Origin of the sequence: Amycolatopsis iheyensis (assembly GCF_024703995.1) — a bacterium.
Taxonomy (GTDB): Bacteria; Actinomycetota; Actinomycetes; order Mycobacteriales; family Pseudonocardiaceae; genus Amycolatopsis; species Amycolatopsis iheyensis.
Genome location: NZ_JAMXQV010000002.1, coordinates 688119 through 700968, shown reverse-complemented (window position 1 = coordinate 700968; position 12850 = coordinate 688119). Strand labels below are relative to the sequence as shown.

The 12850-nt window shown below is 71.7% G+C and carries 12 protein-coding genes; 3 read left to right on the top strand and 9 right to left on the bottom strand.

What is annotated here, in order from left to right; all coding sequences use genetic code 11:
• Positions 1-29 precede the first annotated feature (29 nt).
• Positions 30-1091: a LacI family DNA-binding transcriptional regulator gene (locus M8542_RS06990; RefSeq protein ID WP_257919178.1), complete on the bottom strand. Its 1062-nt coding sequence runs from the start codon at positions 1089-1091 to the stop codon at positions 30-32.
• A 116-nt stretch (positions 1092-1207) separates the two neighbouring features.
• Here M8542_RS06990 and M8542_RS06985 point away from each other — a divergent pair, with 116 nt between their 5' ends.
• On the top strand, positions 1208-2188 hold the full coding sequence (locus tag M8542_RS06985; RefSeq protein ID WP_257919177.1) for an endo-1,4-beta-xylanase: 981 nt from the start codon (positions 1208-1210) through the stop codon (positions 2186-2188).
• Here M8542_RS06985 and M8542_RS06980 read toward each other — a convergent pair.
• The 5 genes from M8542_RS06980 to M8542_RS06960 form a co-directional block, all read right to left on the bottom strand.
• A complete protein-coding gene (locus M8542_RS06980; protein ID WP_257919176.1) occupies positions 2178-2720 on the bottom strand; it encodes a polysaccharide deacetylase family protein in 543 nt (180 codons plus the stop codon). The genes M8542_RS06985 and M8542_RS06980 overlap by 11 nt on opposite strands.
• Before the next feature lie 56 nt (positions 2721-2776).
• Entirely contained in the window at positions 2777-3709 is a 933-nt protein-coding gene (locus tag M8542_RS06975; RefSeq protein WP_257919175.1) for an acyl-CoA desaturase, read from the bottom strand.
• 300 nt (positions 3710-4009) lie between these two features.
• On the bottom strand, positions 4010-4213 hold the full coding sequence (locus M8542_RS06970; protein ID WP_086680104.1) for a cold-shock protein: 204 nt from the start codon (positions 4211-4213) through the stop codon (positions 4010-4012).
• Between the two features lie 90 nt (positions 4214-4303).
• On the bottom strand, positions 4304-5599 hold the full coding sequence (locus tag M8542_RS06965) for a class I SAM-dependent methyltransferase (RefSeq protein ID WP_276585981.1): 1296 nt from the start codon (positions 5597-5599) through the stop codon (positions 4304-4306).
• Entirely contained in the window at positions 5581-6972 is a 1392-nt protein-coding gene (locus M8542_RS06960) for an FAD-binding oxidoreductase (RefSeq protein WP_257919173.1), read from the bottom strand. The genes M8542_RS06965 and M8542_RS06960 overlap by 19 nt, the downstream gene beginning before the upstream one ends.
• 147 nt (positions 6973-7119) lie before the next feature.
• Between M8542_RS06960 and M8542_RS06955 the strand changes: the two genes are divergently transcribed.
• Positions 7120-7542, top strand: a complete 423-nt coding sequence (locus tag M8542_RS06955; protein ID WP_257919172.1) for a DUF6292 family protein — start codon at positions 7120-7122, stop codon at positions 7540-7542.
• Positions 7543-7569: 27 nt separating this feature from the next.
• Positions 7570-9369, top strand: coding sequence for a S9 family peptidase (locus M8542_RS06950; RefSeq protein ID WP_257919171.1), 1800 nt, complete (start codon positions 7570-7572; stop codon positions 9367-9369).
• Here M8542_RS06950 and hpaD read toward each other — a convergent pair.
• From hpaD to dapA, 3 genes are read right to left on the bottom strand one after another with little or no spacing between them, the layout of a single operon-like run.
• The gene (gene hpaD / locus M8542_RS06945; RefSeq protein ID WP_257919170.1) at positions 9352-10395 is read right to left on the bottom strand and encodes a 3,4-dihydroxyphenylacetate 2,3-dioxygenase; all 1044 of its coding nucleotides are present in this window, start codon (positions 10393-10395) and stop codon (positions 9352-9354) included. The two genes, M8542_RS06950 and hpaD, sit on opposite strands and share 18 nt — an antisense overlap.
• On the bottom strand, positions 10392-11897 hold the full coding sequence (gene hpaE / locus M8542_RS06940; RefSeq protein WP_257919169.1) for a 5-carboxymethyl-2-hydroxymuconate semialdehyde dehydrogenase: 1506 nt from the start codon (positions 11895-11897) through the stop codon (positions 10392-10394). The genes hpaD and hpaE overlap by 4 nt, the downstream gene beginning before the upstream one ends.
• The gene (dapA, locus tag M8542_RS06935) at positions 11894-12841 is read right to left on the bottom strand and encodes a 4-hydroxy-tetrahydrodipicolinate synthase (protein ID WP_257919168.1); all 948 of its coding nucleotides are present in this window, start codon (positions 12839-12841) and stop codon (positions 11894-11896) included. The genes hpaE and dapA overlap by 4 nt, the downstream gene beginning before the upstream one ends.
• Positions 12842-12850 lie beyond the last annotated feature (9 nt).

Below are 12850 nucleotides of genomic sequence, written 5' to 3'. Positions count from 1 at the left end.
GGGCAGCCGGGTCAGGCCGAGCCGCCTGGTCAGGCCCGGCCGGCCGGGACGACCTGGTGGGCGGGCGCGGCCGTGCTGTGGCGGACCACCAGGCTCGTCGCCAGTTCGAGGCGGTGGCTCTCCGGGTGCGCACCGCGGGCCAGCGCGATCGCGAGCCGCGCGCCGGCGGCCGCCATCTCCTGCAGGGGCTGGCGGACCGTCGTGAGCTCCGGGGTCAGCCAGCGGGCGATCGGCAGGTCGTCGAAGCCGACCACGCTCAGGTCGTCCGGGATGCGGAGGCCGGCGTCGCGCGCGGCCTCGTACACGCCCAGCGCCTGCAGGTCGCTGCCCGCGAACACCGCCGTCGGGCGGTCGGGGAGGGTGAGCAGTGAGGCCAGCTCCCGGTAACCCGAGCGGGTGTGGAAGTCACCGCGGCGGACCAGCGCCGGGTCGAACGCCAGGCCCGCCGTCTCCAGCGCCGTGCGGTAGCCGTCGATCCGGGCGCGGCTGCACAGCACGCCGTCCGGTCCGCCGATCATCGCGATCCGCCGGTGGCCCAGCTCGACCAGGTGCCGGGTGGCGGTCAGCCCGCCCTGCCAGTTCGTGGCCCCGATCGAGGGCGTCTCCGCGCCGGGCGCGCCCGCCGGGTCGACGATCACCAGCGGGATGTCGCGCGCCCGCAGCTTCGCCAGCTGCCCGCCGGTGAAGTCGGAGCACACCGACACGATCCCGACCGGCCGCCGGGCGAGCACGCTCTCCAGCCAGCTCTGGCCGGGGGTGTGCCGGCCCGACGATTCCGCCAGCACGACCGCCATCCCGTTTTCCCGGGCCACGCACTCGACGCCGCGGATGATTTCCAGTGCCCAGGTGCTTTCGAGTTCGTGGAACATCAGCTCGAGCAGCCGGGAACGGCGGGATCGTTCGTCGGCCCGGCGCCGGTAACCGTATTTTCCGATGACCGCCTCCACCCGGGCCCGCGTGCTTTCGGCGACATCCGGCCGGCCGTTCAGCACCTTCGAAACGGTCGGGACGGAAACCCCGGTTTCGGCGGCGATCCGGGCGATCGTGACCCGGGACGGCGTGGGCTCGGGATGCTCGGACGTCGTTGTCATGGAGGAGATTCTAGGTCATCGAAACCCGGTTTGAAATGCTTCGAAACTTTCGGTCAGGTCATTGTCACGAGAGGGATGAGATGCTGCGAAGAATTCCGAAAAAACACGCACTCCTGGTGGTTCTCGCCGCCGTCGGCATTACGGTCGCGCAAGCGCCCTCGGCGTCCGCGTCGGTTCCCCTGCAATACACCACGCACCGTTACGTCGGCAGCGCGGTCGCGGCCGCGTATCTGGCGGACGAACCGGATTACCGGGCCGTGCTCACCCGTGAATTCGACAACGTGACACCCGAGAACGAGATGAAGTGGGGCACCGTCGAAGCGGTCCGCGGCCAGTACGACTGGTCGGGCGCCGACGCGATCGTCCGGTACGCGCAAGCGCACCACAAGACCGTCCGCGGCCACACCCTGGTCTGGCACTCCCAGCTGCCGGACTGGGTGGCCGCGCTGCCCGCCGCCGAGCTGCGCCGCGTCCTGCGCGACCACATCACCACGGAAGTCAAGCGGTACAAGGGAAAGGTCCGCGCCTGGGACGTCGTCAACGAGCTGTTCAACGAGGACGGCACGCGCCGCGACACCGTCTTCCGGCAGAAGCTCGGCGACGGCTTCGTCGCGGACGTGTTCCGCTGGGCCCACGCGGCCGACCCGGCGGCGACGCTGTACATCAACGACTACAACATCGAAGGGGTCAACCCGAAGAGCGACGCGGTGCACGACCTGGTGAAGACGCTGCGGCGGCAAGGCGTCCCGATCGGCGGCGTCGGCGTCCAGGCGCACCTGTCGATCCAGTACGGCTTCCCGGGCCAGTACCGCGAGAACCTGGCCCGTCTGGCGAAGCTCGGCGTCGACGTCGCGGTCACCGAGGCCGACGTCCGCATCCCGACCCCGCCCGACGCGGCGAAGCTCGACACCCAGGCGGACTACTTCGACCGGCTGTGGGACGGCTGCCAGTCGGTCCGCCGCTGCGTCGAGTTCACCACCTGGGGCTTCACCGACCGGCATTCGTGGGTGCCGGACGTCTTCCCGGGCGAGGGCGCGGCCTGCCTGTTCGACGAGAACCTCCGGCCGAAACCGGCGTACACGCGCATCAACCCCTGACCGGGCCGGGACGCAGGCCGCGAGCGGCGAGCCCCGCGAGCACGCGCGGGACCGCCGCCACGGTCGCCGGGCACCCTTCGTGCATGAGCACGGTGCCGCCCGGTTCGGCGCGTGCCGCCGCGGCGACGATCTCGGCCGCGGCGGCGCCCGCCCAGTCCCGGGTGTCGACGGTCCACAGCACCTCGGTGAGCCCGTGCCCGGCGACGATCCCGGCGACTTCGGCGGACGTGTCGCCGTAGGGCGGCCGGAACAACGCCGGGGGCGTGCCGGTCAGCTCGGCCAGGAGGTCCTGCGTGCGCCGGACCTCCTCGTCGCAAGCGGCGGCCGGCAGCCCGGTCAGGTGCGGGTGCGTCCAGCTGTGGTTGCCGAGCACGTGCCCGGCCGCGGCGATCTCCCGGACCAGCGCCGGGTGCGCGGCCGCGTGCTCGCCCCACAGGAAGAACGTCGCCTGCACCCCGCCGAGGGCGGCCAGCAGCGCCGGCGTGGTCGAAGGGTACGGGCCGTCGTCGAAGGTCAGCGCCACGGTGTCCACCCGGCCAAGACCACCCGGCGCCGGCCGCGGTGGCAAGGACTTTCGGCGGGCTTTCGTCAGCGGGCCAGCGACGCCAGCCGCTTCGCCGTCGGCCAGCGGACGTTCCACGCCCAGCCGAGCTTCTCGAACGCCCAGATCACCCGCGCCGAGACGTCGATCTGGCCGCGCAGCACGCCGTGGCGGGCCGAGGTCGGGTCGGCGTGGTGGGTGTTGTGCCACGACTCGCCCATCGACAGGATCGCCAGGGGCCAGAAGTTGGCCGAGCGGTCCCGGCTGGCGAACGGCCGCTCGCCGATCATGTGGCAGATCGAGTTCACCGACCAGGTCACGTGGTGCTGGAAGGAGATCCGGGCCAGACCCGCCCAGAGGAACGCGGTGAGCGCGCCCCACCACGACAGCGTGATCAGGCCGCCGAGCAGCGGCGGGAGCAGCAGGCTCAGCACGACCCACAGCGGGAACAGCCGGTCGACCACGCGCATGTCCCGGTCGCCGGCCAGGTCGGGGGCGAACCGGTCGATGTTGGTCTTGTCGCGGCCGAAGAGCCAGCCCATGTGGGCGTGCCAGAACCCGCGGGCCAGCGCCACCGCGGACGTGCCGAACAGCCACGGCGAGTGCGGGTCGCCGTCGCGGTCGGAGAAGGCGTGGTGGCGCCGGTGGTCGGCGACCCAGCCGATCACGGGTCCCTGCGCGGCGAGGCCGCCGGCGATCGCCAGCGCGATGCGCAGGGCCCGCTTGGCGCGGAACGCGCCGTGGGTGAAGTACCGGTGGTAGCCGATGGTGATGCCCAGCGTCGACACGACGAAGAACGCGCCGCCGATGGCGAGGTCGACCCAGCTGACACCCCAGCCCCAGAACACCGGGACGGCCGCGGCGAGGGCGAGGAAGGGGACCAGCAGGAAGGTGCGGATGGTGATCAGCTCGGCCACCGTCTGGCGGCCGGAGAGAACGGGTTTGGGGACGGGACGGGACGCCTTCACGGAGGCTGTCATGCACTACTCGTTTCGAAGTCGACACGCGCGAGGACGAGCCCGCGCGGGCGGCCGGGGAGCGGGAACACCCGGCGATCAGCGGTCTGCGGTGGCACCGGGCACGTCGCCGCTCCTGTCGACGATCGGCCCGGACGGCCACGGCCGAGAGTGAGACCGGCGGGACGCCGGTGTCCGAGGGGGGCTCTCGACCCGTCCTACGTTACCTGATCGTTGTGAACCTGCAGTGTGGGCGCGCAGTGTGGGCGCGCACGAGAAAGGCCCCCGCCCCGGATGGGGCGAGGGCCTTCAATGCCTCGTGGCTCAGATGACGCTGACGCGCTGGGCCTGCGGGCCCTTCTGGCCCTGGCCGATTTCGAACTCGACGCGCTGGCCCTCATCGAGGGACTTGAAGCCGGTGCCCTGGATCTCGGAGTAGTGGACGAACACGTCCGGGCCCCCGCCATCCTGAGCGATGAAGCCGAAGCCCTTTTCGCCGTTGAACCACTTGACACTGCCCTGAGCCATACCTATACCCACTCTTTGTTAGTGAGCCGGAGCGTCCCGTTCGGACGTCCCGGTCTCGGTACCATTCTCGCACTACTCCCCGTACCCGGGTCAAACCCCCCAGTCGGGGCGCAGCGGCATGCTCATCCCGCCCTCCCGGTCGGTCCGCACGCCGAGGATCTGGTGGAGCTCGATCTCGCGCCGTTCGAAAGCCAGGCGGCAGGCCGCGAGGTAGAGCGCCCACACCCGGCTGCGCCCGGCGCCTGCCTCCGCGACGGCCTCGTCCCAGTGCTCGTCGAGGTTCGCGCACCACCCCGCGAGGGTCAGCGCGTAGTGCTCGCGCAGGTTCTCCGAGTGCCGCACCTCCAGCCCGGCGTCGTGCATGGCCGTGACCAGCTCACCAGGGGCTTCGAGCTCGCCGTCCGGGAAGACGTAGCGGTCGATGAACCCACGTGAGCGGTGCGCGACGCTGCTGTCCGGGTTGGTGATGCAGTGGTTGAGCAGGCGGCCGTGCGGCTTGAGCTTCTCCGCGAGGAACCGGAAGTAACCGGGTACGTTCCGGGCGCCGATGTGCTCGGTCAGCCCGATCGAGGAGATCGCGTCGAACCCGGTTTCGGTGACGTCCCGGTAGTCGAGGTGGCGGATCTCGGCGCGGTCGGCCAGCCCGAGGGCGACGATGTTCTTCTGCGCCCACTGCGCTTGTTCACGCGAAAGAGTGACGCCGAGGGCTTCGACACCGTAGTGCCGGACGGCGTGCGCGACCATCCCGCCCCAGCCGCAGCCGACGTCGAGCAGCTTCATCCCGGGCTGCAGGCCGAGCTTGCGGCAGACCAGGTCGAACTTGTGGTACTGCGCCTCCTCCAGCGAGGAGCCGGCCTCCGGGAACACCGCGCACGTGTAGGCCATCGACGGGCCGAGGACCAGCTCGTAGAAGCGGTTGGACACGTCGTAGTGGCTGGCGATGGCCTCGCTGTCGCGGCCCTTCGAGTGCCGCAGCGCGGTCATCCCGCGCCGGAAGCGGCTGGGGTGCTCCTCGGCCGGCGGCTTGACCACCCGCAGGTGCCGGGGCCCGAGCTTGCGCAGCAGCCACAGCCGGTCGGCCGGGCTGAGCTGGTCGACCTGGGCCGAGAGCGCGTGCAGCGCGGTGTAGAGGTCACCGGTGACGTCGAGCGCGCCGGCGACGTACGCGCGGGCGAGGCCGAGGTCGCCGGCGGAGGACATCAGGTAGTCCAGCGCGAGCGGCGAGCGCACCTGGATGGCGACCGGCGCGTCGGCCGGGCCGCTGCTGCTGCCGTCGTAGGCGGTGATCGACACGGTGGCGCGGGGCCCGAGCAGGCGTTCGAAGACCTCGCCGACCGTGATTGTTGCCTGGGTCACGTTCGTTCCTTTCACCGGCGGCGGACGCATTTTTCGTAGAGGCCGAGCAGCCGGCCGTCCGGGTCGTAAGCCCGCTTCAGGTCCTGGTAGGCGGTGCCGTTGTAGAGCCGCCAGAACTCGTCTTCGGAGTAGAAGCTGTCCGAATAGAGTGACTTGTGCCCACCGAGGCGGGTGACCTCGGCTTCGATCATCCGGTTGTGCACGCCGTCGCGCTCGCCGGGGTCGAGTGGCACGGCCGACCAGAAGCCGAAGTTGACGTAGAGCGCTTCGGGGTCGAGCTCGTAGAGCGGCCAGCGGACGCCGCCGGGCCGTTGCCGCAGCGGGCAGACCCAGACCGGGCTGATCGGGATCTCGCGCTCGAAGAACCCGAGGAACTCCGCGGCGCGCCCGACCGGGACCTCGATGTCCTGCACGATCGTCTCCTCCGGCGGGAGCCGCCGGAGCTTGAGCAGCCGCTCGGCGATCTTGAACCGGCGGTCGAGCGCCACGACCTTCCAGTACACCGAGGACCGCAGCAGCCGCCGCCCGAGCAGCAGCCGCGGCAGCCGGTGCTGCACGCCGAACGCACGCGAGCACCAGAACCAGTCGGTGTCCCAGCGCCAGAGGTAGTCGCGGACGGTGAGGTGGTCGGTTTCGCGCCGCTGGATCGAGCGGTAGTAGATGTCGAGCCAGGTGTAGTCGCTGGTCGAGGGCGCGGTGTCGGTGAAGGACGCCAGCGTCAGGTACAGCTCGTCCGGGCCGAAGATCGTCCCGTCCACGAAGTCGTGCTCGCCGCTGTCGCAGGCCTCTTCGAGGGCGCGGAAGTAGCTGTCGCGGTCGTGGTGGCGGACGTGGCGGAGCTCGACGAACGGCTTCACCGGCTCGAGGACGATCCGCAGCCGCAGCGCGTAGCCGAGACTGCCGTAGGAGTTGGGGAAGCCCCGGAAGAGGTCGCGGTGCTCGTTGTCCGGGGTGGCGACGACGATCCGGCCGTCGCCGGTCAGCACCTCGAGCTCGAGCACGGACTCGTGCGGCATGCCGTTGCGGAAGGACGAGGACTCGATGCCGAGCCCGGTGACCGCGCCGCCGAGGGTGATGGTCTTGAGCTGCGGCACCACGAGCGGCATCAGGCCGTGCGGGAGGGTGGCGTCGACGAGCTGCTCGTAGGTGACCATCCCTTCGACGTCGGCGGTGCGGGTCTCGGGGTCGACGCGCAGCACGTGGGTGAAGCCGGAAACGTCCAGCCCCGGGTGTTTCGAGGCCGCGCGGGAGCGGAAGAGATTGGATGTCCGTTTCGCCAAACGGACGGTCGCTTCGCCACTGACGGTGGCGAGCTGCCGCCGCAGGGCGTCGACGCGGGCTTCGTGCTCGGGGAACGCCGGGCCCGGACGGGCTTCGGGCACCCCGGCCTGATCGATGGTCACCACCCGATCCTGCCCCACGCGAACTTCGGGCGCACCGCGCCTGGACGTTCGAAGGTCGGATCTTCGCGGTTGGCCCCCGCGGCGGCGGGGTATCCGGGCGTCGGATCGCGGAGGATCCCGCGGCGGGACGGCGAAAGCGAGGCGGCGTTGAGCATTCTGATCGACTTCGGGCGCGACACGGAGTTCTCGTTCGAGCGGCGGTTGCGCGACTACTTGGGGACGGTGGCCCGCGCGGTGGGCGTCGGGCTCGAGTCGTGCACCCAGGACGTCGGCACGCCGGCGGCCGCCTACATCGCGCTCGACTGGCGCCTGACCCGGTTCCCGGACCACGACCTGGCCCTGGTCTGGGACGAGGTCCACGGCTGGGCGGCGGCGCTGGAGGACACCCCCGGTCACCAGGCGACGATCCTGACCTACTCGGGTGGCGAGGTCTTCCCCGAACCCCGTGCGGTGGTGCGGTTCCTGGCGGCGGTCCGCGCGGGCGACCCCGACGCCGGCACCCCCGACGCCCCGGTGCTGCGCGAGGCGGGCGATCACGAGCGGCTGCTGGCCGAGCTCGCTGGCGCCTGAGCACCCGGGCCTGGCAAAGTCGGGCCGATGGGAACCTGGGGGGAACTGACCGCGGAAGCCGTCGCCGAGCGGGCCGTGCCGCGCACACCGCGGCTCTCGCCGGACGGCCGCTGGGTCGTCTACACGCTCGACAGCGGCCTGTGGCTGGCGCCCGCCGACGGCAGCGCGCCGCCTCGTCAGCTCGTGGCGGGCACCGCCGAGCAACCCCGGTGGGCGCGCGACTCCGGTTCCGTCTTCTTCCGCTCCGAGCGCGCTCAGCTGCACCGGATCGGCCTGGCGGACGCCGAGTCCGGGCAGCTCACCGACCGGCCCGGCGGAGTCTCCGACCACGTCCCGCTGACCGGCTCGGTCGTGCTGGTCGCCCCGGCGGACGACGAGCCGAGCGGCCCGCGCGTCCGTTCGGTGCGGGCGGACGGCTCACGCGCGGCCTGGGACACCCGTGCCCGCCCGGACCGGCTGTGGCTGCTCGACCTGCGGACCGGCGTGACGAGCCCCCTCGGAGACCTCGGCGCGCGGCACGTCTGTGAAGTCGCCGCCCGGCCCGACGGTGGCGCGCTCGCCGTGCTCACCTGGTCGTGCGCCGACCGCGAACCCGGCGTCTTCGAACCCGGCCTGCACGTCGTCGACCTCGCCACCGGCGAGACGCGTGACCTGCCCACCCCGCCACTCGAGGCGACGGCACCGACGTGGTGGCACGACGGCTCCCGCTGGCACCTCGCCCACCTCGGCCTGACCCCGCCGGGTCTCATCGGCGGCACCGCCGTGTTCGACGACGGCGAGAACCTCACCGCCGCCCTCGACAGCTGCCCGACGGCGCTGGCGCAGGTCGACGACGGCCCGCCGCTGGCGCTGTTCGCCGAAGGCCTCGACACGACGGTCCGCCGGCTCGACCCGGCCACCCGCCGCTTCACCGAGGTCACCCAAGCCCGCGGGCACCTCAGCGCCCTGGACGCGAGCGGCGAGACGATCACCGTGGTGGTGAGCACCGCGACCGAGACCGACGACGTCCACGCGGGGCCGGCCGCCGGACCGTGGACCCGGCTCAGCCACGCCGCCCCGGAACTGGACGGCATCCGGTGGGGAGCCCAGGAACGCCTCCACTACCGGGCCGCGGACGGCCTGGCGCTCGACGGCGTCCTGGTCCTCCCGCCGGGCAAGACCCGCGCCGACGGCCCGTTCCCGCTGGTCACCCTGATCCACGGCGGCCCGGCGGACCGCTACTCGGACCGCCTGAACCTGGCCTGGTACCCCTCCGGCCAGTGGCTCGCCGCCGCCGGCTTCGCCGTGTTCCTCCCGAACCCCCGCGGCAGCGTGGGCCACGGGCACGCCTTCGCGGCGAGTGTCGCCGGGGACGTCGGCGGCGCGGAGTTCACCGACGTCCTCACCGGGATCGACCTCCTGGTCTCCGAAGGCGTCGCCGACGAAACCCGGCTCGGGATCGGCGGCGGGAGCCACGGCGGGTTCTTCGCCGCCTGGGCGGTCACCCAGACCGACCGCTTCGCCGCCGCTGTCGTCCACGCCGGGGTCATCGACTGGCCGATGCTCGCGGCCACCGGCGACCACTCACGCTTCGAAGCCGCGCTCGGCGGGCGCGAGAACAGCCCGAGCACCCACGCCCACCGGATCCGCACGCCCGTGCTCATCATGCACGGCGAGGACGACACCAACGTCCCGCTGGCGCAGGCCGAGCTCCTGCACCGCGCGCTGGCCGGCAAGCACCACGAGTTCGTCGTCTACCCGGGGGAGGGGCACTCGATCCGCGGCCGCGAGCACCGGATCGACGCGCTGAACCGCGCCCGCGCGTGGTTCTCAGACCTGCTCGCCTAGCTTGAACTCCGCCTCCCCGGCGCTGAAGGAGAACCCGTCGGCGCCGATGGTGACGTCGGCTTCGCGCGGCTCGGCCCGTTCGACGACCGGCCGGAGAGCGCCGTCGAGGTCGAGCACGACCGACGCGTCGGTGTACCAGCTCGGCACCACCGGGTTGCCCCACCAGTCGCGGCGCTGGTTGTCGTGGACGTCCCAGGTGATCACCGGGTTGTCCGGGTCGCCGGTGTAGTAGTCGTGGGTGTAGATCTCGATGCGGTGCCCGTCGGGGTCCCGGACGTAGAGGTAGAACGCGTTCGACACGCCGTGCCGGCCCGGCCCGCGCTCGATCATCCCCGGCTTCCGCAACGCGCCGAGGTGGTCGCAGATGTGCAGGATCTGGTGCCGCTCGTGCGAGGCGAACGCGATGTGGTGCAGCCGCGGGCCGTCGCCGCCGGTGAGGGCGACGTCGTGCACGGTCGGCTTGCGGAACATCCACGCCGCGTACACCGTGCCCTCGTCGTCCTGGATGTCCTCGGACACCCGGAACCCCAGGCCTTCGTAGTACTTCCGCGCCGCCGGGACGTCCGGGGTGTCGAGGTTGAAGTGGTCCAGCCGCGACAGTGCCCCCGCGCCGTGGACGTCGTAGCGCTGGGTGAACCGCTCGACGTGCTCGGCCTCGTGGAAGAACTCGACCGGGAACCCGAGCGGGTCGACGACCCGCACCGCTTCGCCGATCCCGCGCGTCGCGCCCGCTGCCCGCCGCTCGACCCGGCAGCCGAGCTCGCGGTAGTACGCCTCGGCCAGGTCGAGATCGGCGGCGCTACGGACGCGGTAGGCGAGCACGGCCAGCGCGGGCGTGGATCCCTTGCGCAGCACCAGGGAATGGTGCAGGTACTCCTCGAACGCCCGCAGGTACAGCGCTTCCTCGTCTTCGTGGGTGACGACGAGCCCGAGCACGTCGACGTAGAACGCCCGCGAGGCGGCGAGGTCGGTGACGACGAGCTCGGCGTAGGCGCAGCGCAGGACGTCCGGCGGGGTGGCGGTCATGAGTTTCCCTTTCCAGCGCCGAAACGGGCCGTGTGCACGGGACCGAGCGAGACGTGGATCGCCTGCTGGTCGGTGTAGAAGTCGAGTGAGCGGTAGCCGCCCTCGTGGCCGAGGCCGGACGCCTTGACCCCGCCGAACGGGGTGCGCAGGTCGCGGACGTTGTGTGAGTTCAGCCAGACCATCCCGGCCTCGACGGACTGCGCGAAGGTGTGCGCCCGCTCGAGCTTCGAAGTCCACAGGTAGGCGGCCAGCCCGTACTTGACGTCGTTGGCGAGCGCCAGCGCTTCCGCCTCGGTGTCGAACGGGGTCAACGCGACGACCGGGCCGAAGATCTCCTCCTGGAAGATCCGCGCGGTCGAGGGCACGTCGGCGAACACCGTCGGCGCCACGTAGTTGCCACTGTCCAAACCGGAGGGACGGCCGCCGCCGGCGAGCAGCCGGCCTTCGGACTTGCCCAGCTCGACGTACCGCATGACCTTTTCGTAGTGTTCGGGGTGGACCAGCGCGCCGACCTCGGTCGCCGGGTCGTGCGGGTCGCCGACGACGATGGCGGCGGCCCGCTCGGCGTACCGCGCGCAGAACTCGTCGTAGATCGGGCGCTCGACGAGGATCCGGCTGCCGGCGGTGCAGCGCTCGCCGTTGAGCGAGAACACCCCGAACAGCGTCGAGTCGAGGGCGGCGTCGAGGTCGGCGTCGGCGAACACGATCGCCGGGGACTTGCCTCCGAGCTCCATCGACATGCCCTTGAGGTGCGTGGCGCAGTTGCGGTAGATCGTCTGCCCGGTCGTGGTTTCCCCGGTGAACGAGATCAGCGGAACGTCCGGGTGCTTGACCAGGGCGTCGCCCGCTTCCTCGCCGAATCCGTTGACCAGGTTGAAGACGCCTTCGGGCAGGCCGGCCTCGGCGAAGATCCCCGCCCACAGGCTCGCCGAGAGCGGCGTGAACTCGGCGGGCTTGAGCACCACCGTGCACCCCGACGCCAGCGCCGGCGCGAGCTTCCAGCTCTCCAGCATGAACGGCGTGTTCCACGGCGTGATCAGCCCGGCGACCCCGACGGGCTTGCGGTGCACGTAGTTCACCTGCCGGCCGGGCACCTGGTAGGTGTCGTCGGCCTGGGCCACGACGAGGTCGGCGAAGAACCGGAAGTTCTCGGCGGCGCGCTGGGCCTGCCCGAGTGCCTGGGTGATCGGCAGCCCGGTGTCGAAGGTCTCCAGCTCGGCCAGCCGCCGGTCCTGGGCCTCGACGGCGTCGGCGATCCTGGTGAGGATCCGCGCGCGGGCCCGGGGCAGCAGCCGCGGCCACGGCCCGTCGGTGAACGCCCGCCGGGCGGCCGCGACGGCCCGGTCGACGTCCTCGGCCTGGCCCGCCGAGGCGGTCACGTAGGGCGTGTTCGACACCGGGTCGAGCACGTCGAACGTCTTGCCCGAGACGCTGTCGACGAGCTCGCCGCCGATGTAGTGCTTCAGCTCGCCCGGCAGTCCTTCCGGGACGTAGTGGGTCATTCTTTCCCCTTCACGGTGAAGCCTTCGGTCGGCGAGAGGTACTTCGCGCCTTCGGCCATCAGGTCCTTGATCCGGGCGACGCCCGGCTCGGTCGGGGTGATCAGCGGCGGGCGCACGTGCCCGGACGCGATCAGCCCGCGGTGCTCCAGCACCCACTTGCCGGGTGCGGGGTTGGTTTCCACGAACAGCAGGTCCACCAGGGGATGCAGGCCGTAGTGGATTTCCCGGGCACGCTCGTGGTCGCCTTCCTGCCAGGCGGTGTACATCTCCGCGCACGCGGCGGGGGCGATGTTCGCCGTCGCGCTGACGAACCCGGCGCCGCCGAGGGCGAGCAGGGGCAGGCAGAGCAGCTCGATCCCGGACCACACCACCAGCTCGCGACCGCACAGGTGCAGCACCCGGGAGAAGTGCTCGAAGTCCTTCGTCGTCTCCTTGATCCCGACGAAGTTGTCGCACGAGCGGAACAGCCGCGCGACCGTCTCGGGCGCGAGGTCGACCGCGGTCCGGCTCGGCACGTTGTAGGCGACGATCGGCAGATCGGGGAACTCGCGGCAGACCGTGCGGTACCAGACGAACAGCGCGTCCTGCGTGGGCCGCGCGTAGTACGGCGTGATGACCAGCGCGGCGTCGATCCCGGCGTCGCGCGCGGCCGCGGTCAGCTCCAAGGTCTCTTCGAGCTTCGCCGAACCGGTGCCGGGGACGAACGGCACCCGGTCGCCGACCTCGGCGGCCACCGTGCGGATCGCTTCGGCGCGTTCGGTGACCGTCTGCGAGCCGGGCTCGCCGGTCGAGCCGCCGATCGAGATGCCGTGCGTGCCCGAGGCGAGCTGCCAGCGCACCAGGTTGACCAGCCCGGCGTGGTCCACCGCGCCCTCGGCGGTGAACGGCGTCATCAGCGGCGCGATCGACCCGCGGATGGCCTGGGGGTCGGAGCGGAATCGCATGGGTTGCCT